We start from the raw sequence: 18994 nt of genomic DNA on the forward strand, positions 1-18994 counted from the left end.
CAGGGATCTGGGCTGCATTTACCCGCGAGGCAGGGGGGAGGGCAAGGTGGCTGAGCTTTTGCCGCAGCCAGAGGGGCAGGCGCCGCGCATCGGGCTGCGGGCGGCTTTTCTGGGCCTCGAGGCGGCGCGGGGCCGTTTGCTGCCGCTGGGCTTTGGCCTGTTCGCCAGCGGGATCGCCCTGTGGTTCGGGCTGGAGCACGAGCCGGGGGCGGGGCACTATCTCGGCGCTGTGGCTCTGGCTGCGCTCGGGCTTCTGGCCGCCTGGCGTCTGCCCGATCCCTGGAAACTGGCGGGGCCGGGGCTGAGCCTGCTGGCGCTTGGCTTTCTGATCACCGGGCTGCGCGCCCATCTGGTGGCGGCGCCGGTGATCGGCTGGCGCTATTACGGCGCGATTGAGGGGCGGGTCAGCGAGATTGACCGCTCGGCCAGCGATGCGCTGCGTCTGACGCTGGAGGATCCGGTGCTGGAGCGCATGGGGCCGGAGGAAACCCCGCGCCGGATCCGGATCTCGCTCTCGGGGGCGCGGCTCTGGCATGATCCGCGCCCGGGTGAGCGGGTCATGCTGACCGGCCATCTGGCCCGCCCCGAAGAGCCTGCCGCGCCGGGCGGTTTTGATTTTCGCCGCATGGCGTTTTTTGACGGTCTGGGGGCGGTGGGCTATAGCCCCAACCCGGTGCTGCTGCTCGAGCCTGCCGCTTCGGGCGAGGCCTGGATTGGCCGGCTCAGGCTCTGGCTTTCGGCAGGGATCCGGGCTTCGATCGGCGGCGAGGCCGGGGCCTTTGCCGCAGGCGCGATGACCGGCGATCGTTCGGGCATTTCGCGCGCAACGATCGAGGCTTTGCGTGATTCCTCGCTGGCGCATATTCTGGCGATTTCGGGGATGAATCTGGCCTTTCTGACCAGTTTTCTGTTCGGGCTGATCCGGGGCGGCATTGCCTGCTGGCCGCGCCTCGCCCTGCGGGTCAATGCAAAGAAGATTGCGGCGCTGATTGCGCTGCCGGTCGCGTTTTTCTATCTGCTGCTCTCCGGCGCGAATGTGGCGACTGAGCGGGCCTTTGTCATGGCAGCGGTGCTGCTGCTGGCGGTGCTGCTGGACCGGCGCGCGCTCAGCCTGCGTCCGGTGGCGCTGGCCGGGTTTCTGATACTGATCTGGCGCCCCGAGAGCCTGGTGCAGCCGGGGTTTCAGATGTCGATGGCGGCGACGCTGGCGCTGACCGGCGGCTTTCAGGCCTTGGACGGGCTGTTGCAGCGCGGGCGGCTGCCGCGGCTGGTTCTGCCGGTTTTCGCGCTGATCGCCTCATCGCTGATCGGCGGGCTGGCCACAGCGCCCTATGCGGCGGCGCATTTCAGCCGCTTTGCCGATTATGGCCTGCTGGCCAATCTTCTGACCGTGCCTGCCATGGGGGTGCTGATCATGCCGATGGGGGTGCTGGCCTTTCTGCTTGCCCCCTTTGGCCTTGCCTTCGTGCCGCTGTGGCTGATGGGGCTGGGCGCGGAATGGATCCTCTTTGTGGCCGCTTGGGTGGCGGCGATGGAGGGGGCGGTCATCGGCATTGCTGCGCCGCACTGGCTGGCGCTGCCACTGATCTCGCTGGGCGGGCTCTGGCTGATCTGCTGGCCGGGCCGGGCGCGGCTGGCCGGAGCCGGGCTGATCCTTGCCGGGCTGATCTGCTGGCCGCTGGCCGGGCGACCGGATCTGCTGATCGCCGCGGATGGGCGGCTGGCCGGGCTGCGGGGGGCGGGATTGCTAGGGGCGGGCGAGCTGGCCCTGTCATCGCCCCGTGGCAGCGCTTTCGCGGCCGCAGACTGGCTGGAGCGTGACGGCGATCTGACCCCGCCGGCAGAGGCCGCGTTGCGACCGGGGTTTTCGGGTACAAAGGCGGCGCGGGAATTCAGCTTCGCCGGGCTGCGGGGGGTGATGCTGCAGGGCGAGGCGGGGCTTGCACAGCTGAGCCAGGCCTGTGCGCGTTATGATCTGGTGGTGCTTGCCGCGCGGGCCAGAGCGGCCCCGGTGCGCTGTCCTTTGCTGGATCAGCGCCTGCTCAGCCGGACCGGCGCGCTGGCCTTTTACCGTGAGGGCGGAGGCATCCGCCTGCGTCAGGCGCTGCGGCCACGGATCTGGAGTGGCAGGCCAGAGGCAATCCCCTGGCCTGATCTGCCGTTCCTGGCAGCGCCGCCCGATCAGTAGCTGCGGATCAGCCCGACGAGACGGCCCTGGATGCGCACCCGGCTCTCGGGGAAGACCCGGGTCTCATATTCGGGGTTGGCCGCTTCGAGCGCGATCATCGTGCCACGGCGGCGGTAGCGTTTCAGCGTCGCCTCCTGTTCCTCGATCAGCGCCACGACGATATCGCCATTATCGACCACATCCTGCTCGCGGATCACGACGATATCCCCGTCATTAATCCCGGCCTCGATCATGGAATCGCCCTTGACCTCAAGCGCATAGTGATTGCCGCGGCCCGAGAGCATGGCACCGGGCACGGCGATGTTATGCGAGGCCTCGGAGATTGCCTCGATCGGCACACCGGCAGCAATGCGGCCCATGACCGGCAGTTCCAGCGCATAGACCGGATCGGCCTGGGGCGCCTCCCTGCGATCGCCTTCGATCACCCGGGGCGTGAAGGCGGGGTCTTTTGCGGCGGCCGCCGGGGCTTGTTCCGGGGCAGGGGCGGGGGCTTTGGCAGTGATGCCAGCAGAAGCTGCCCGTTTCTCGACGGCTTCGGGCAGGCGGATGATCTCAAGCGCCCGGGCGCGATGGGCGAGGCGGCGGATGAAGCCACGCTCTTCCAGCGCGGTGATCAGCCGGTGAATGCCGGATTTTGAGCGCAGATCCAGTGCCTCTTTCATCTCGTCAAACGAGGGCGGAATGCCATCGGCTTCCAGACGGTCACGGATGAAGGTCAGAAGCTCCAGCTGTTTGCGTGTCAGCATCTTTCAACTCCCGGGAACAAAGCGCAGATCAGAAGCCCTCAGGGGGCGTTGGTATTATGTTCTGCCCGTGTTCCCGGTTTGTGTCAAGTGTGACGCGCAGTGCCAGGCAATGCAATCCTGAGCTGTGCTGGTTCGTGCTCCGGTTCAGAGCGCGATCCAGTCGACCAGATCGCCGGCCTGGCGTGCAGGATCACCGACCGGCCGGACCATGAGCGCATTGGCCTCGGCCAGCACGGTCAGCAGCGCGCTGTCCTGACGGCCAAAGGGGGTAATCTCGCCGCCGGGGCTGACTTTGGCGCGCATATAATGGGCGCGCGGGCCATTTTCCGGCAGATCCGTGGCAAGGCGGGCCTGCTGCAGACGCGGGCGGGGGCTCGGGTCGCCCTGCATATGGCGCAGCAGCGGCAAGAGGAACAGCTCGGCGCAGAGAATGGCAGATACCGGATTGCCAGGCAGGCCCAGAAAGGCCGCGCCAAACAGTCTGCCTGCCATCAGCGGCTTGCCAGGACGCAGGGCAACTTTCCAGAACCCTGCCTCCAGCCCGAGGCTTTTTGCCACCGGCGCGACCAGATCATGATCGCCGACCGAGGCTCCGCCGGAAGTAACGATGACATCGGCGCCGCGGGCCAGCTCAAGCACCTGGCGCAGCGCGGGCTCAGTGTCGCGCGCAATGGGCAGGAGCCGGGTCTCGGCTCCCTCGGCTTCGGCCATGGCTTTGATGGCAAAAGAGTTTGAGGCAATGATCTGATCGGCGCGCGGGCTTTCTCCGGGCATGACCAGCTCATCGCCGGTGGAGAGGATGGCCACCACCGGGCGGCGGCGTACCGTGACCTTTGCCACATTCATCGAGGCGATCAGCGCCAGGTCCGAGGGGCGCAGGCGGCGCAGACCGATCTGATCACCGATGCGGAAATCCTGGCCGCGCGGGCGGATATTGCTGCCGGAATCGCGGTCGGTGATGGTGATAAAGGCGCCGTCCGGGGCGGTGTTTTCCTGAAGGGTCACATGGTTTGCGCCATCGGGCACCGGCGCACCGGTGAAGATGCGCACAGCCTGACCCTCGCCGATCACGCCGGTGAAAGCATGACCCGCGCCCGCCTCGCCAATGACGCGAAACCGTGCGCCGGGCTCGGGGGCACAGGCCAGAGCATAGCCATCCATAGCCGAGGCATCAAAGGGCGGCTGGTCGCGCTCTGCGGTCACGGCGCGCGCCAGCCAGCGTCCGGCGGCTGCGGCAAGGGGGATCTCCTCATGCGCCAGCTCCGGGGCCAGCGCCATGATCCGCGCCATGGCCTCATCCACCGGCATCAGCGGGCCGGGGTTGCGCGGGCCGGGCTCTGCGGGCGCGCTCATGCGCTGGCCTCAAACAGGCCGGATTTGCCACCCTCTTTGCGCAGCAGGCGGATGCCGTCGATGCGCATCGCCTTTTCGGCGGCTTTGAGCATGTCATAGATCGTCAGCGCGGTGACCGAAGCGGCGGTCAGCGCCTCCATCTCGACCCCGGTCTGGCCTGCGGTTTTCACCATAGCCTCAATCCGCACCCCTTTGCCCTCTGTCGGCTCAAGGCTGATGGTGACTTTGGTGATCGGCAGCGGATGGCAGAGCGGGATCAGATCGGCGGTGCGTTTCGCCGCCATGATCCCGGCCAGTCGCGCGGTGCCGAGCACATCGCCTTTGCCCGCCCGGCCTTGGGTCACCAGCGCCAGCGTGGCGGGTTCCATCAGCACCCAGGCCTCGGCAACAGCGGCGCGTGAGGTCACCGGCTTGGCCGAGACATCGACCATATGCGCCTGGCCCTGATCGTCAAAATGGGTGAGCGGGCTCGACATCGGATCAGCCTCTTAAAGCGGCATGCCGCCCTGGGCGGTCAGCGGCGCGGCCAGGATCTGCCGGGTGGCGGCGGTTACATCTTCCTGGCGCATCAGGCTTTCGCCGATCAGGAAGCAACGCGCGCCATAGCGGGCCAGATCGGCCAGATCCGCGGCGGTATAAAGGCCGCTTTCGGCGACGATCAGCCGGTCTTCCGAGACCCGGCGCGACAGGCGGCGGGTGGTGTCGAGCGTCACGTCGAAATTATGCAGATTACGGTTATTGATGCCCATCAGCGGCGATTTCAGCCGGTGGGCGCGCTCCAGCTCGGCCTCGTCATGTACCTCGAGCAGCACATCCATGCCCCATTCAAAGGCCGCAGCCTCCAGCTCGGCGGCCTGACCATCCTCAAGCGAGGCCATGATCAGCAGGATGCAATCGGCGCGCAAAGCGCGGGATTCGACGATCTGCCAGGGGTCATAGATGAATTCTTTGCGCAGGCAGGGCAGTTTCACCGCATCATGCGCCGCCATCAGGAAAGCATCATCGCCCTGGAAAGAAGGGCCATCGGTCAGCACTGAAAGGCAGGTCGCGCCGCCTTCCTCATAGGCTTTTGCCAGCGCCGGCGGATCGAAATCGGCGCGGATCAGGCCTTTGGAAGGGCTGGCTTTCTTGATCTCGGCGATCAGGCCATAGCCATTCTGCGCCGCATTCTGCAAAGCACTGGCAAAGCCGCGCGGCTGGGGTGCAGCCTTTGCCGCCTCCTCCAGATCGGTCAGCGGGCGAAGCGCTTTGCGGGCGGCAACCTCTTCCAGTTTATAGGCTTTGATACGGTCGAGAATGGTGCTCATCTGGCCGGCCTTTTCTTCCTGCAGCGTCTCTGGCCCGGGATCAGCCGGGCAGCTCCTTATTGCGCAGCCCCGGCAAAGATCGGGGTCAGGGCAAGGGATGGAAGATTTGTAGCGCGGGGGGGCGGCAAAGGAAAGCCGTCAGGCGGCCCAGTCGATGGCGGACTGGCCCTGGGCGGCAAGCCAGTCATTGACCGCCGAGAAGGGGCGCGAGCCAAAGAAACCGCGATAGGCCGAAAGCGGCGAGGGATGGGCCGAGGCGTGAAACAGATGGCCCTCGCGCGGCAGTTTCGCGCAGAGCTTTTGCGCCGGCGCCCCCCAGAGCAGGAAAGCGCGCGGCCCGTCCGTCGCTGTGGCCGCAAGGATCTGGCTCACCAGCCCGGCCCAGCCCCAGGTTTTATGCCCGAAAGCCTCTCCCAGCGGTACGGTGAGGGCGGTGTTGAGCAGCAGCACCCCCTGTTTTGCCCAGGCGCTGAGATCGCCATCCATCTTCAGCGCACCAAGATCGCTGCCGAGTTCGGTCAGGATGTTTTTCAGCGAGTCACGCGGGGCCTCGCCCTTTGGGAAAGAGAAGGCGAGGCCCTGGGCGCGCCCCGGGGTGTGATAGGGATCCTGGCCGAGCACCACCACCCGCACCTGATGGCGCGGCGTCAGGGTGAGGGCGCGGAAAATATGCCCGGGTTCCGGCTGCCAGGGCGCGGTGGCGGCCCCGAGCCTCGCGTGCAGCCGCTCCCATGCGGTCAGGCCTTCCTGGTCGGCGTCGCGGAAAAACCCCAGATCAGCCCATGACGGGCGGCCCGCGCCCTCTGGCCCGGGGCCGGGGATCATCGCGGCGGCAGCGGGCAGGGGGAGGCGGGATGCTGTCATGATCAGCGGTTCGAGACCTGGACCAGGGCGGCGAGCTTTGCCTTTGCCGCACCGCTGTCGAGCGAGGCGCGGGCCTGTTCTACACCGTCTTTCAGATCATGGGCTTTATCGGCCACGACCAGGGCGGCGGCGGCATTGAACAAAACGGCATCGCGGTAAGCGCCGGTCTCGCCATCGAGCAGCCGCTTCAGCGCCAGGGCATTCTCCGCCGGAGCGCCGCCGAGCAGGTGTTCAAACGGATGCCAGGGCAGGCCGGCATCCTCGGGATGGAGGGTGAATTCGCGGATCTCGCCGCCTTCCAGCGCCACGACCTTTGACGGGGCGGCGATCGAGATTTCATCCGTGCCATCGCCGCCATGCACCAGCCAGGCCCTGATGCTGCCAAGCGCGCGCAGGGTCTCGGCCATCGGGCGCAGCAGATCGGCGCTGAAGGCCCCGGTCAGCTGACGGCGCACGCCTGCCGGATTGGTCAGCGGCCCGAGGATGTTAAAGATGGTGCGGGTGCCGAGCTCGGTGCGGACCGGGCCGACATGGCGCATTGCCGGATGGTGCATCGGCGCCATCATGAAGCCGATCCCGGCCTCTTCGAGGCATTTTTGCACCTGAGAGGGGCTGATCATCACATTCAGCCCCAGCTCGGTCATGGCATCGGCCGCGCCGGATTTCGACGAGAGATTGCGGTTACCATGTTTGGCCACCACCACGCCCGCGCCCGCCACGACAAAAGCGGTGGCGGTCGAGATATTCAGCGTGCCTTTGCCATCACCGCCGGTGCCGACAATATCTATCGCCCCTTCGGGCGCGCTCACGGCATGGGATTTGGCGCGCATCACCCGGGCGGCGGCGGCATATTCCTCGACCGTTTCACCCCGGGTGCGCAAAGCCATCAGCAGCCCGCCCATCTGGGCCGGGGTGGCCTGGCCCTCAAACAAAGCATCAAAGGCGGCTTCGGCCTCGGCTGTGGTCAGCGGGCGGGTGGCGGCGATACCGATCAGCGGTTTCAGCAGATCACTCATGCGCTGACTTTCACCCCCGCGCTGTCGAGGAAGTTCTGCAACAGCCTGTGGCCATGCTGCGAGGCGATGCTCTCGGGGTGGAACTGCACGCCCTCGATCCGCTTTTCGCGGTGGCGCAGCCCCATGATGGTACCGTCTTCCAGCGCCGCAGTGACTTCGAGACAATCGGGCAGGCTTTCGCGCTCGACGATCAGGCTGTGATAGCGGGTGGCCTCAAAGGGATTGGGCAGGTCGCGGAACATGCCTTTGCCCTCATGATGCATGATGCCCATCTTGCCATGCACGATTTCATGGCAGCGGATCACCTTGCCGCCGAAAGCCTCGCCAATGGTCTGATGACCAAGGCAGACGCCGAGCAGCGGAACATCGGCCTCAGAAGCGGCGCGGGTCAGCGGCAGGCAGATCCCGGCCTGGGCCGGATCGCAGGGGCCGGGCGAGAGCACGATCGCCTCGGGCTGCATTGCCAGGGCCTCCTGCACTTCCAGCGCATCATTGCGGCGCACCACGACATCGGCCCCGAGCTCTCCGAAATAATGGACGAGGTTCCAGGTGAAACTGTCATAATTGTCGATCAGCAGCAGCATGTCAGGCTCAACCCTCCAGAATGACGGGGTTCCTGCCGTGGTCAACTGCCCTGTACCGGGAGGCGCGGGAGGCTTTCACCCCCCCCGTGGATCCGGCCGGTTTCGGCCCCGAGGAACTTCGGCCCCGTTATGACTTATCTGTTTTGCCGGGGCAACCGGCCCGGAGAATAGCAAAACCCGTCCCTGGGTAGAGGGACGGGCTTCATGTCTGGCTTCGGAAAACAGTCCCGGCGGCTCAGTCTTTGGTATTGACCAGACCGCCGCCCAGACCGAAATCGATCACCTGGTCATACATGCTATAGCCGAAATTGGCTTCGCCATAGAGACGGTCGCCCATATAGGCAGCGCCGAGCGTCGGGCGGAAGCTGGAGGTGGCGAAATGGTAATCAACCCCGAGCGTGCCTGCGATCTCGTTCTTCTCGCGCGAGGAAAACAGTTTCACACCGGCGGCAAGACCCTTGCCGCTGTGCTGGCCAAACACCCAGGAAAGGCCGAAGCCGACACCGGGATTATCAGCGCGGGCGGCGCCGGTCAGGGCCAGCGAGGCGGCGAGGGCGCAGGCGGCAAGGCGGGGCAAAGTGGCAATTTTCATGTCATGTCCTTCCATGGCGACCGCTCTGCTCGAAAGGGCCGCTCTTGATCTGTGGATCAAGGATACACCGGAAATTGCTGCGGGGAAACCATTGAACCCTGGCAGAGAATCACCCGGCGACAGCTTGCCTGGGGGGAGGGGCTGCAGGCCTGAGGATTATTCCCTGCCGGATGTACAGAAAACAGCGCAGAAGCCCGGCCCTGTCTCCACCCCTGACCCCCCCGGGCTCGGGCGCAGGCGGGCAGGGCGCTCGGGTAAGGCGCTCGGGCAAGGTGGGCCGGTGCCAGGAACCGTGGCGCAGATTTCCGGGCGGACAGAGGGGGTGCGGGAGGGCGCGGGGATGGGCAGCCCAGGGCCAGCTTCCCGGCGAGGGGGATGGTGGTGCGGGTGGCGGCCCGCCCGTCAGGCGAAAGGCTCCGCGAATTCCGTACTGCCGTATTCAGCCTGGTTTTGCGCCCCGTACGGCAGTTCCGCCCGGCCTGCGGTCAGCTGAGAGAAAAACCTTCTCCTCTGCGGGCTTTGTCCGGGCGCAGTCCTGCTGCGGCAGGGGGGATCTTCAGAATGGAGATCAGATGAAATCCCGTCCAGTCTTATCGTGAATAAGGCGCCGCTGTGAGAGCGGGCCGGACAGGATCAGATCAGAGAGATTTTCAGATGTCGCTTCGCACCTTCACCGCCACCGTGACCCTTGCTGCTGTGCTGGGCGGCACGGCTTTTCCCACCCTTGCTGAAACTCTGCGTATTGGCTGGCAGCAGATTGTTGAACCCTCGCGCATTCCCCAGGCCGATAAAACCTATGACAGCGCCACCGGCGCCACGGTGGAATGGAGCCTGTTCGGCGGTGGGGCGGATGTGATCGCGGCGATTGCCGCCGGTTCGATTGATATCGGCTATGTCGGCTCCTCGCCGCTGACCGCTGCCGCCTCGCAGGATCTGCCGGTTGAGGTGATTTATATCGTCGGCACTATTGCCGGGGCCGAGGCGCTGGTCGTCAAAGGCATCGACAGGCCCGGGGATCTGAAGGGCAAAAAAATCGCCACCCCCTTCGTCTCGACGGCGCATTACGCGTTGCTGACCGCGCTGGGCCACTGGGGTATCGATGCCTCCGAGGTCAGCCTGCTGAATCTGCGGCCGCAGGAAATCGCCGCTGCCTGGGAGCGCGGTGATATTGATGGCGCTTATATCTGGGATCCGGTGCTGAACCAGATCAGGACCACCGGCGGCACTGTACTGGCCGACAGCACCGATGTCGCGGGCTGGGGTGGCCCGACCTTTGATGCCTGGATCGTGCGTAAGGCATTTGCCGAGGCGCATCCGGATATCGTCACCGCTTTCGTGAAAGTCACCGGCGAGGCGAGTGATGCCTATCTGGCCGATCCCGCCGCCTGGGGCGCGGAAAGTGAGCAGGCAAAGAAAATTGCTGAACTGACCGGCGCGCCGGTTGCGGATGTTCCGGGCCTGCTGAGCGGCTATGCCTTTGCCGGGCTGAAAGATCAGACCTCGGAGGCTTTCCTCGGCAAAGCCACGGCTGAGGCGATCCGCAACACTGCCGCCTTCCTGGCCACTCAGGGGGCTGGCAGCGCGAAAGAGGATTACAGCGCCTTTGTAAACAAGGGCTTTGCCGAAGCCGCCCTGAAATAAGCCCGGGCGGCCTGCCCATCTGCAGCCGGCCGGTCCCCCTCCGGGGGCCGGTTTTCCGATCGGAACACCTATGACACAGCTTTCTCTCTCGCAGGTCTCTCTGCATTATGGCTCTGACCCCGGCGCGCCTGCGGTGCTGCAGGATATTTCGCTGACGCTGAGGCGCGGCGAATTCATCTCGGTGATCGGGCGCTCCGGCTCGGGCAAAACCTCACTGCTCAACCTCGCGGCGGGATTTATCGCCCCGAGTGCCGGGCGGGTCAGCATGGCGGGTCGCCCGGTGTCGGGTCCTGGCCCTGAACGCGCCGTGGTGTTTCAGGAGGATGCGCTTCTGCCCTGGAAAAGCGTGCTGGAGAATGTCGCTCTGCCGCTGAAGCTGGCCGGAATGGCCAGGGCCGGGCGACGGGATAAAGCCCTGCACTGGCTGGCGGCGGTGGGGCTGGAGGATCAGGGCGGAAAACCTGTCTGGCAGTTGTCCGGCGGGCAGCGCCAGCGGGTGGGGATTGCCCGGGCCCTGGCGGCGGATCCGGCATTTCTGCTGATGGATGAGCCGCTTGGCGCGCTCGATGCCATGACGCGCGATCAGATGCATGAGCTTTTGCTCCGGCTCTGGCGGGCCAGCCATGCCGGGGCGCTGCTGATCACCCATTCGGTCGAGGAAGCTCTGTTTCTCTCCACCTCGGTTGTGGTTCTGGCACCTGGCCCGGGGCGGATCACCCTGACCGAGCCCTGCAGCTGGGGGCGGCGTTTCCTTGCGGGCGAGGATCCGCGGGCGCTGAAATCCGAGGCGGGCTTTATTCTGGCGCGCGAACGTCTGCTGTCGGCGATCCGGGAAGGGCGCGATGATCCGCGTGCGGTGGCAGCATGAGTGCGGGCATTCCATCGCCGCACCGGTTGCCGGGATGGCTGATCGGACTGGCTACCCTCGGCGCACTGGTCGGGTTCTGGGCGCTGGCCTCGGCCAGGGGCTGGGCCTCGCCGGTGTTTCTGCCCGGGCCGGAGCGGGTGCTGGCGGCGCTGATCCGGGCCGGAAGCGAGGGTTATGCCAATGCCACGCTCCGGGCGCATATCGGGGCGAGCCTCTGGCGGATCTTTGCCGCTTTGCTCGGTGCCATGGCAATCGGTGTGCCTTTGGGGCTGATCATTGCCAGCTCGCGCCTGGGGCGGGCGATTTTTGACCCGCTGATCGAGTTTATCCGCCCTTTGCCGCCCCTGGCCTATCTGCCGCTGATCATCATCTGGTGCGGTATCGGCGAGGCCTCAAAAGTGCTGGTGATCGGCATTGCCATGCTGGCCCCCATCGTCATTTCAACCGTCTCCGGCGTGCGCGCGGCTTCAGAAAGCCAGATCCGCGCCGCGCGGGCCTTTGGCGCCTCAAAAACCGCGCTGATGTGGGAGGTGATGCTGCCCGCGGCTTTGCCGTCGATTTTCACCGGCATGCGGATCGCTCTGGGCGCGGGCTGGACCACGCTGGTTGCCTCTGAACTGGTCGCAGCGACGCGGGGGCTGGGCTATATGATCCAGTCGGCGGCGCAGTTCCTGGTGACCGATATGGTCATTGCCGGGATCCTGGTTATCTCAGCCCTGGCAACGATTTCTGAAGTGATCCTGCGCCAGATTGAGAAACGCTTCCTGCCCTGGATCGGCCGCAGCTGAGGCGGCGAAATCGAAAAAGGGCGGGGAATTCCCCGCCCTTTGTCTTTGTGATCTCCCGGCCTCGTCAGAGGGTGAAGACGTAATTTGACACCGCCGCCACCGCCACCCCGGCGGCGAGGACCAGATAGGGCAGCATCCCGGCCTTGCGCTGATGCAGCTGACCGGCGCTGACGCCCAGATCTTCCAGCATCCGCTCGGGGAAATGGCCCTTATCGGTGACATAATGGCGGAAAGCGAAGACCGGCAGGATCAGCGCCGCGGCGATGATCCCCGACATCAGCGTGCCCGATCCCCAGACATTCGCCCCGGCCCCGAGCAGAACCATATTCACAAAGCTCAGCATCACGCCGGCCACCATCAGCGGGGTGGGGCAGCGCCAGGGCCGTGCCACCGCGGCATTATCGATGCGATGGATCCAGCCGGAATTGAGGTTGAGGAAGTTGAAGATCAGATAGCAGCAGTTCGAGACCGCCAGCACGAAGAGATAATCCGACATCATCAGCAGGATCAGGTTGAAGGCCAGATCGGTCCACATGGCTGAGGTCGGCGCGCCATGCGAATTCACCCGGCTCAGATATTTCGGCAGCCAGCCATCGACCGAGCCCTGATAGAGCGTGCGCGACGAACCCGCCATCGAGGTCATGATCGCCAGCATCGTGGCAAGGATCAGCATCACCACCATCAGCTTGGTGATTGCCGGGCCGCCACCGACCATCTCGCCCATCACACCGGCCACCGCCGTGCCATCGACGATGCCGGGCTGCAGGATGCCCTCAACCCCGAGATAGCCCTGGAAGGCAATCGGCACGAGGGTGAAGATCACCACGCAGAGCAGGCCCGAATAGAGGATCGCCCGCACCGTATCATGTTCGGGGCGTTTGAACTCGGAAGTGTAGCAGATCGAGGTCTCAAAGGCATAGGTCGACCAGGCGGCGATAAACAGCCCGCCGAGGAACAAGGTGATGCCCTCGCGGTTCCAGATGCCATCGGTCACCGCGCCAGCTTCATCATAGGCGATCGGGACCAGCGGGAAGAGGTTCTCGCTGTTCACATTGCCGATCAGCAGCGGCACGATGCCCACGACCAGCAAAGGCACAATCACTGCAACCCCGATGATGGTCTGGATTTTGGCGGTGGAGAGAATGCCGCGATGCTGGATCGCGAAAACCACCAGCAGCACCGCCACACCGATGAAGAAGGTCGAGTTTATGCGCAGTTCAACCCCTTCTTTCAGGAAGCTCAGATCGGCGAAAGTGATCTGCCAGGTGAGCACGGCACTGTCGGCCGGGATGAAGGCATTGAGGATATAGCCTGCCGAAAGACCGGCACCGATCGCCAGAACCGGGGTCCAGGCCAGCCAGTTACACCAGACCGACAAAGGCGCGATCAGCTTGGAATAGCGCACCCAGGCCGAGGCGCCATAGACCGAGGCTCCGCCGCTTTTTGACGGGAACAGCCCGGCGATCTCGGCATAGATATGCGCCTGGATAAAGCCGAAGCAGACCGAGATGATCCAGATGATCCAGGAGGGGGTGCCGACGGTTGCCGCAATCCCTCCGATAGAAAACAGGACGAGTGCCGGCACACCTGCAGCCACCCAGAAGGCAGCAGGCCAGCCAATAACCCGGTGCAGTCCTCCGGCCTCGCTGCCGGACGAATGATGATCTTGAATACTCACTTGACCCTCCCTGGTCTTTAGCGGAACGCCCGTGGTTTTTTTAATCGGGCTGTTTTCCGGTGAAGTGAGCGGTGCCGGTCTACGTTCCGGCACCACCTGACGCGGGCAGCTGGCCCAGGCTGCGCTGGAGTGACCGGGGAGAGCTGGACGGGTGGTTTCGTGTACCGCGTGCGGAAATTGTCATTTCTGCCCTCTCCGGAAATCGCAGCGAAGCCTCAGGGCTGATGCGGCCAATTGTCGCGATGACACTGCGCGGCTTTCAGCGATTCGCCTAGCAAAATTCCTGGTGGGAAATTTTCTATCCCTTACTGAAATGCGGCTTTGCCCGATCTGTGAAGCAAAATGCCGGCTGCAGCGGTTTTTACCCATAAGCCATCAAGGTTTCGCCAAATCAAAACCGGTGCTAGACAGTTCCGGGGGGGAGGGCTAGAACCCGGGCAAGGGCTTCGTTAGCGCTAACAAATGCTGCGACCCCCGGCTGTTACGACAGCAGGGGCGCGGCGCAACCGACGAGGGAATAATGGCTTCGCGCGTCATTCCGGTTGAGGTGTTCGACCTCGTGATTTTCGGCGGTACCGGCGATCTTGCCCGGCGTAAAATTCTGCCGGGCCTGTATCTGCGCTGGCTGGCCGGGCAGATCCCGGCTGAGGCCCGCATCATCGGTGCGGCCCGTGGCGAGCTGGACGATCAGGGTTTCCGTGATTTCGTCGCCGCCTCGATCGAGGAATTCGTCGCCCGCGACCGCAAGGATAAAGCGGCGATCAAAGGCTTCCTCGAGCGTCTGCATTACGTGGCGATTGATGTCACCGGCGAGAAGGGCTGGAAGGATCTGAAAGCGCTGGGCCGTGAAGGCGCGGTTCAGGCCTTTTACTTCTCGGTCGCGCCCGCGCTGTTTGGCGCCATCGCCGAGCGGCTGAGAAGCTATGAGATTGCCGGGGCTGAGGCACGGATCGTGGTGGAAAAGCCCTTCGGCCGCGACCTCGCCAGTGCCAGAGCGCTGAATGCCACGCTGGCGCAGCATTTCGAGGAAGGCCAGATCTACCGCATCGACCATTATCTCGGCAAAGAGACGGTGCAGAACCTGATGGCGGTGCGCTTTGCCAATATCCTGTTCGAGCCGCTGTGGAAGTCGGAATATATCGACCATGTGCAGATCACCGTCGCCGAGACGGTGGGGGTAGAGGGGCGCGGCGCCTATTACGACAAATCCGGCGCGATGCGCGATATGGTGCAGAACCATATCATGCAGCTTCTGTGTCTGATCGCGATGGAGCCGCCCTATCACTTTGACCCGGATGCGGTGCGTGATGAAAAGCTGAAGGTGATCCGGGCCCTCGATCCGGTGAAGCCCGAGGATATCGTGCGCGGCCAGTATCTCGCCGGGGCGGGCGAGGGCAGCTATCTCGAGCATTCCGGCAATAAAGACAGCCGCACCGAGAGCTATATCGCGCTGAAAGTGCATATTTCAAACTGGCGCTGGAAGGGCACGCCCTTCTATCTGCGCACCGGCAAGCGGCTGCGGGCGCGCGAATCCGAGATTGCCATCACCTTCCGCGAGCCGCCGCATTCGATCTTTGATGATCACTCGGGCTGGCGCGAGAATGTCCTGGTGATCCGGCTGCAGCCCGATGAGGGGATGAACCTTAAAGTCATGATCAAAGAGCCTGGGCCGGGCGGGATGCGCCTGACCCAGGTGCCGCTGGATATGTCTTTCGCCGAGGCCCTGGCCAATACGATGGAAGATGTGCCCGATGCCTATGAGCGGCTGATCATGGATGTGATCCGGGGCAATCAGACCCTGTTCATGCGTGGCGATGAGGTCGAGGCTGCCTGGGCCTGGACCGATCCGATCATTCAGGGCTGGGAAGCACGCGGCGACCGGCCCCAGGGCTATGATCCCGGAACTTCAGGTCCCGAGGATGCATTGATGCTGATGCATCGCGACGGACGACGCTGGCGGGGGATCGGGCAATGACCTTTATCGAATATCCGGATCGTGACTTTCTGCATCTGCGGCTCGCGGATGCCATTGCCGGCCAGCTGGCCGAAAGCCTGCGCCGCGATGGCCGGGCGACGCTTTCGGTGCCGGGCGGAACCACCCCGGCTCCGGTCTTTGAAATTCTCTCCGGGGTCGATCTCGACTGGGGGCTGATTTCGGTGGTGCTGAATGACGAGCGCTGGGTGCCCGAGCATTCCGACCGCTCCAACACCCGGCTCCTGCGCCAGCATCTGCTGAAGGGCAAAGCCGCCAAAGCCCGGCTGATCCCGCTTTATGAGGCGGGCCATGACCAGCCCGAGACGGCGCTGCCGGGCCTTGCGGCCGGGCTCGAGCCGCATCTGCCGGTCTCGGTTTTGCTGCTTGGCATGGGTACGGATATGCATACCGCCTCGCTTTTCCCGGGGGCGGACCGGCTCGAAGAGGCTCTGGCCGCCGATGCGCCGCTTTTGCTGCCGATGCGGGCGGAGGCGGCGGTCGAGCCGCGTATCACCCTGACCGCGCCGGTTTTGCGCGCGGCGATCCGCATCCATGTGCTGATCACCGGTGCGGCCAAGCGTGAAGCCATCGAGCGCGCTGCCAGCCTGCCGGTCGAGCAGGCACCGATCCGCACGGTTTTAGACCAGGCCGAAGTGCATTGGGCCGAATGATTTAAAGGGTTCTGCAAAATGAGCAAATGGACGGCGCTGAAAGCCCATCACGCCAGGGTGGCAGACCGCAGTATTCTGTCGCTGTTTGAGGCCGATGCGGCCCGGGCCGGGGATTTCTCCACCCGCGCCGGGGGGCTGCTGTTTGACTGGTCGAAGACCAATATCGATGCTGAGGGCCGGGCGCTGTTGCTGGCGCTGGCCGGGGCCTCTGGCCTGGCCGGGCGCCGCGCTGCGATGTTTTCGGGCCAGAAGATCAACGAGACCGAAGACCGCGCCGTGCTGCATATCGCTTTGCGCGCCGGCGAAGACCAGCGGATCCTGGTTGAGGATCAGGATGTGATCCCGGGGATCAGCGCCGGGCGCAGGGCCTGTGCGGCTTTTGCTGAGGCGGTCCGCTCGGGCGGCTTCCAGGGCCAGGGCGGGAAGATCACCGATGTGGTCAATATCGGCATCGGCGGCTCGGATCTGGGCCCGGCCATGGCGGTGCTGGCGCTGGCGCCGTTCCATGACGGGCCGCGCGTGCATTTCGTCTCGAATGTCGATGGCGCGCATATCCATGACACGCTTGCGGGGCTGAACCCCGAAACCACCCTGGTGATCGTCGCCTCCAAGACCTTCACCACCATCGAGACCATGACCAATGCCGATACGGCAAAGCGCTGGATGGCGAAACGGGTCAGCGATCCCGGCGCACAGTTCGCCGCCGTCTCGACCGCCGCTGATAAGACCGCTGGCTATGGCATTGCGCCCGAGCGGGTCTTTGGCTTTGAGGACTGGGTCGGCGGGCGCTATTCGCTCTGGGGGCCGATTGGTCTGGCGCTGATGATCGCGGTCGGGGCCGAGGATTTCGGCCAGTTCCTCGCCGGTGGTGCGGCGATGGATCAGCATTTCCTGACCGCGCCCGATGCGCAGAATATGCCGGTGGCGCTGGCGCTGGTCGGGATCTGGCATAATCAGCTTTGTGACTACGCCACCCGCGCGGTGCTGCCCTATGAACAGCGCCTGTCGCGCCTTCCGGCCTATCTGCAGCAGCTGGAGATGGAGAGTAACGGCAAATCGGTGGCGCTTGACGGCTCGGCTCTGACGGTTCAGTCCGGCCCGGTGGTCTGGGGCGAGCCCGGCACCAATGGCCAGCATGCATTTTACCAGCTGATCCATCAGGGCACCCGGGTTGTGCCCTGCGAATTCATCGTCGCGCGTCATGGTCATGAGCCGGATCTGGCGCATCAGCATCTGCTGCTGGTGGCAAACTGCCTGGCCCAGTCTGAGGCCCTTCTGCGCGGCCGTTCGCTGGACGAGGCGCGCGCCATCATGGCGAAAAGGGGGCTGAGCGGCGCCGAGCTCGAGCGTCAGGCCCGCCACCGCGTCTTCCCTGGAAACCGCCCGACGACCACCCTGGCGATGGAGCGGCTGACCCCCTTCAGCCTCGGCCAGATCATCGCGCTCTATGAGCACCGGGTCTTTGTCGAAGGGGTGATCCTTGGCATCAACTCCTATGATCAGTGGGGGGTTGAGCTCGGTAAGGAACTGGCTCTGGCCCTGCAGCCGGTGCTGGAGGGCAGAACCGGCACTGAAGGCAAAGACGGCTCGACCGCCGCCCTTGTTGAGTTCCTGAAAGCCTGACCGGCTCTTCATCTGTCGGAAAATATCCCCGGGGGAGAGGGGCAGGCAGCCCCCTCATCTGCTCCCAAAACAAAAAAGGCGCCCGATCGGGCGCCTTTTTCCGTCAGTCCGGCCGGGTCGCTTATTTCAGCGCCGCGGTGACGATCACCTCGACTTTATACGCCGGGGTCGCCAGTTTGGCTTCGCCGGTGGCGCGGGCCGGGGTATGGCCCTGGGGCACCCAGGCATCCCAGACCGCGTTCATCTCGGCGAAATCGGCCATATCGGCCATCCAGATCTGGGTCGAGAGGATGCGGGTCTTATCGGTACCGGCCTCAGCCAGGATCCGGTCCACTTCTGCAAGGCAGGTCCGGGTCTGATCGGCGACGCTGTCGCCCGGATTTCCGACCTGGCCTGCCAGCCAGATGATGCCATTGTAAGACACGCCTTCCGACATGCGCGCGCCAACATTATAGCGTTTGATTTCCGAGCTCATTTTGCCACTCCCTGTGCGGATTTTGCGATTTCCCCAAAGGGATAGCGGCGCGGTGCGGAAATGAAAAGGTCTGGTGCAGCGGTGGCGGGGCTGTTCTTCACCGCGCCTTTCGGCACAGGAAAGAATCGCCGCTGACCGGGGAATACCAGGTCATGCTGCCATCAGGGTTCATCGCCAGTGACAGCTGATAATCCTGAGCGAAGGTGAGGATGAAAGTATCGCCCTCGGCCGCGATATCGAGGATCGGCATGGGTTGTTCGCCCGGATCATAAAGCGCGGCACTGAAGTGAAACTGCCGCCGCTCGCAATCCCAGGAGCCTTCAAAGGGCCAGGGCTGGCTCCGGGCGGCGGTGGGGGTGGCAAGACCCGCGCTGACGGCGGCGCAGAGCAGGGCGAGTGTCCAGCCCTGCCAGGGCCTCGCCTGCCGGGCGGGATGGAAGGGCTGCGCCGGGGTGCCAGCAGAGCAGCGCGGCTCCTGGTGGCAGATCCTGTGGGTAACCTCGGTCATAAGTCGCAAACGCACCTCCTCCGGCCCGTCCCCTCGGTGGGGATGTGATGCGGCAGGGGGCATCTGGCTGCCCTCCCGGCCGCAGGGCCGTTCCGGATACCGAGCATGGGCGAGAGG

At 64.7% G+C, this 18994-nt stretch carries 18 protein-coding genes; 7 read left to right on the forward strand and 11 right to left on the reverse strand.

Annotation, left to right across the window (positions count from 1 at the left end):
- The first annotated feature begins 46 nt into the window (after nucleotides 1-46).
- Nucleotides 47-2188, forward strand: a complete 2142-nt coding sequence (locus tag H0485_RS10905; protein ID WP_226935479.1) for a ComEC/Rec2 family competence protein — start codon at nucleotides 47-49, stop codon at nucleotides 2186-2188.
- On the opposite strand, the gene lexA is transcribed toward H0485_RS10905, so the two are convergent.
- From lexA to H0485_RS10945, 8 genes are all read right to left on the reverse strand, one after another.
- Nucleotides 2182-2934, reverse strand: coding sequence for a transcriptional repressor LexA (lexA, locus tag H0485_RS10910; protein ID WP_226935481.1), 753 nt, complete (start codon nucleotides 2932-2934; stop codon nucleotides 2182-2184). The two genes, H0485_RS10905 and lexA, sit on opposite strands and share 7 nt — an antisense overlap.
- A gap of 144 nt (nucleotides 2935-3078) precedes the next feature.
- On the reverse strand, nucleotides 3079-4245 hold the full coding sequence (locus H0485_RS10915; RefSeq protein ID WP_226935739.1) for a molybdopterin molybdotransferase MoeA: 1167 nt from the start codon (nucleotides 4243-4245) through the stop codon (nucleotides 3079-3081).
- 38 nt (nucleotides 4246-4283) lie between these two features.
- Nucleotides 4284-4763 carry a cyclic pyranopterin monophosphate synthase MoaC gene (moaC, locus tag H0485_RS10920; RefSeq protein WP_226935483.1) on the reverse strand — a complete coding sequence of 160 codons (480 nt, stop codon included), beginning with the start codon at nucleotides 4761-4763 and terminating at the stop codon, nucleotides 4284-4286.
- Between the two features lie 12 nt (nucleotides 4764-4775).
- Complete coding sequence (gene trpC / locus H0485_RS10925) at nucleotides 4776-5594, reverse strand: indole-3-glycerol phosphate synthase TrpC (RefSeq protein ID WP_226935485.1); 819 nt, start codon at nucleotides 5592-5594, stop codon at nucleotides 4776-4778.
- Between the two features lie 138 nt (nucleotides 5595-5732).
- The gene (locus tag H0485_RS10930; RefSeq protein WP_226935487.1) at nucleotides 5733-6458 is read right to left on the reverse strand and encodes a uracil-DNA glycosylase; all 726 of its coding nucleotides are present in this window, start codon (nucleotides 6456-6458) and stop codon (nucleotides 5733-5735) included.
- 2 nt (nucleotides 6459-6460) lie between these two features.
- Entirely contained in the window at nucleotides 6461-7474 is a 1014-nt protein-coding gene (gene trpD / locus H0485_RS10935; RefSeq protein WP_226935489.1) for an anthranilate phosphoribosyltransferase, read from the reverse strand.
- The gene (locus H0485_RS10940; protein ID WP_226935740.1) at nucleotides 7471-8058 is read right to left on the reverse strand and encodes an anthranilate synthase component II; all 588 of its coding nucleotides are present in this window, start codon (nucleotides 8056-8058) and stop codon (nucleotides 7471-7473) included. Before H0485_RS10940 ends, trpD begins: the two co-directional genes overlap by 4 nt.
- A 235-nt stretch (nucleotides 8059-8293) precedes the next feature.
- Entirely contained in the window at nucleotides 8294-8665 is a 372-nt protein-coding gene (locus tag H0485_RS10945) for a hypothetical protein (RefSeq protein WP_226935491.1), read from the reverse strand.
- 639 nt (nucleotides 8666-9304) lie between these two features.
- Here H0485_RS10945 and tauA point away from each other — a divergent pair.
- The 3 genes from tauA (at nucleotide 9305) to H0485_RS10960 (ending at nucleotide 11947) form a co-directional block, all read left to right on the forward strand.
- Nucleotides 9305-10291 carry a taurine ABC transporter substrate-binding protein gene (gene tauA, locus H0485_RS10950; RefSeq protein ID WP_226935493.1) on the forward strand — a complete coding sequence of 329 codons (987 nt, stop codon included), beginning with the start codon at nucleotides 9305-9307 and terminating at the stop codon, nucleotides 10289-10291.
- A gap of 70 nt (nucleotides 10292-10361) precedes the next feature.
- Nucleotides 10362-11159 carry a taurine ABC transporter ATP-binding protein gene (locus H0485_RS10955; protein ID WP_226935495.1) on the forward strand — a complete coding sequence of 266 codons (798 nt, stop codon included), beginning with the start codon at nucleotides 10362-10364 and terminating at the stop codon, nucleotides 11157-11159.
- A complete protein-coding gene (locus H0485_RS10960; RefSeq protein ID WP_226935497.1) occupies nucleotides 11156-11947 on the forward strand; it encodes an ABC transporter permease subunit in 792 nt (263 codons plus the stop codon). Before H0485_RS10955 ends, H0485_RS10960 begins: the two co-directional genes overlap by 4 nt.
- Before the next feature lie 64 nt (nucleotides 11948-12011).
- Here H0485_RS10960 and H0485_RS10965 read toward each other — a convergent pair whose 3' ends face one another.
- The gene (locus H0485_RS10965) at nucleotides 12012-13625 is read right to left on the reverse strand and encodes a trimethylamine N-oxide permease (RefSeq protein ID WP_226935499.1); all 1614 of its coding nucleotides are present in this window, start codon (nucleotides 13623-13625) and stop codon (nucleotides 12012-12014) included.
- Nucleotides 13626-14145: 520 nt separating this feature from the next.
- Here H0485_RS10965 and zwf point away from each other — a divergent pair.
- The 3 genes from zwf to pgi are packed head-to-tail and all read left to right on the forward strand — an operon-like array spanning nucleotide 14146 to nucleotide 17894.
- On the forward strand, nucleotides 14146-15600 hold the full coding sequence (gene zwf, locus H0485_RS10970) for a glucose-6-phosphate dehydrogenase (protein ID WP_226935501.1): 1455 nt from the start codon (nucleotides 14146-14148) through the stop codon (nucleotides 15598-15600).
- The gene (gene pgl, locus H0485_RS10975) at nucleotides 15597-16271 is read left to right on the forward strand and encodes a 6-phosphogluconolactonase (RefSeq protein WP_226935503.1); all 675 of its coding nucleotides are present in this window, start codon (nucleotides 15597-15599) and stop codon (nucleotides 16269-16271) included. Before zwf ends, pgl begins: the two co-directional genes overlap by 4 nt.
- 18 nt (nucleotides 16272-16289) lie before the next feature.
- On the forward strand, nucleotides 16290-17894 hold the full coding sequence (pgi, locus tag H0485_RS10980; protein ID WP_226935505.1) for a glucose-6-phosphate isomerase: 1605 nt from the start codon (nucleotides 16290-16292) through the stop codon (nucleotides 17892-17894).
- A gap of 121 nt (nucleotides 17895-18015) precedes the next feature.
- On the opposite strand, the gene H0485_RS10985 is transcribed toward pgi, so the two are convergent.
- Nucleotides 18016-18369: a RidA family protein gene (locus H0485_RS10985; RefSeq protein ID WP_226935507.1), complete on the reverse strand. Its 354-nt coding sequence runs from the start codon at nucleotides 18367-18369 to the stop codon at nucleotides 18016-18018.
- A gap of 97 nt (nucleotides 18370-18466) precedes the next feature.
- Nucleotides 18467-18886 carry a hypothetical protein gene (locus H0485_RS10990; RefSeq protein WP_226935509.1) on the reverse strand — a complete coding sequence of 140 codons (420 nt, stop codon included), beginning with the start codon at nucleotides 18884-18886 and terminating at the stop codon, nucleotides 18467-18469.
- Nucleotides 18887-18994: the final 108 nt, after the last annotated feature.

The sequence above is a fragment of the Pseudogemmobacter faecipullorum genome (genome assembly GCF_020539525.1).
Classification (GTDB): domain Bacteria; phylum Pseudomonadota; class Alphaproteobacteria; order Rhodobacterales; family Rhodobacteraceae; genus Pseudogemmobacter; species Pseudogemmobacter faecipullorum.

Bases quoted from the DNA above. Each gene is read 5' to 3' on its own strand.
- H0485_RS10930 (WP_226935487.1), bottom strand. From the start codon at position 6,458: ATGACAGCATCCCGCCTCCCCCTGCCCGCTGCCGCCGCGATGATCCCC.
- pgi (WP_226935505.1), top strand. From the start codon at position 16,290: ATGAGCAAATGGACGGCGCTGAAAGCCCATCACGCCAGGGTGGCAGAC.
- H0485_RS10955 (WP_226935495.1), top strand. From the start codon at position 10,362: ATGACACAGCTTTCTCTCTCGCAGGTCTCTCTGCATTATGGCTCTGAC.
- tauA (WP_226935493.1), top strand. From the start codon at position 9,305: ATGTCGCTTCGCACCTTCACCGCCACCGTGACCCTTGCTGCTGTGCTG.
- moaC (WP_226935483.1), bottom strand. From the start codon at position 4,763: ATGTCGAGCCCGCTCACCCATTTTGACGATCAGGGCCAGGCGCATATG.
- H0485_RS10945 (WP_226935491.1), bottom strand. From the start codon at position 8,665: ATGGAAGGACATGACATGAAAATTGCCACTTTGCCCCGCCTTGCCGCC.
- trpD (WP_226935489.1), bottom strand. From the start codon at position 7,474: ATGAGTGATCTGCTGAAACCGCTGATCGGTATCGCCGCCACCCGCCCG.
- pgl (WP_226935503.1), top strand. From the start codon at position 15,597: ATGACCTTTATCGAATATCCGGATCGTGACTTTCTGCATCTGCGGCTC.
- lexA (WP_226935481.1), bottom strand. From the start codon at position 2,934: ATGCTGACACGCAAACAGCTGGAGCTTCTGACCTTCATCCGTGACCGT.
- trpC (WP_226935485.1), bottom strand. From the start codon at position 5,594: ATGAGCACCATTCTCGACCGTATCAAAGCCTATAAACTGGAAGAGGTT.
- zwf (WP_226935501.1), top strand. From the start codon at position 14,146: ATGGCTTCGCGCGTCATTCCGGTTGAGGTGTTCGACCTCGTGATTTTC.
- H0485_RS10940 (WP_226935740.1), bottom strand. From the start codon at position 8,058: ATGCTGCTGCTGATCGACAATTATGACAGTTTCACCTGGAACCTCGTC.
- H0485_RS10985 (WP_226935507.1), bottom strand. From the start codon at position 18,369: ATGAGCTCGGAAATCAAACGCTATAATGTTGGCGCGCGCATGTCGGAA.
- H0485_RS10960 (WP_226935497.1), top strand. From the start codon at position 11,156: ATGAGTGCGGGCATTCCATCGCCGCACCGGTTGCCGGGATGGCTGATC.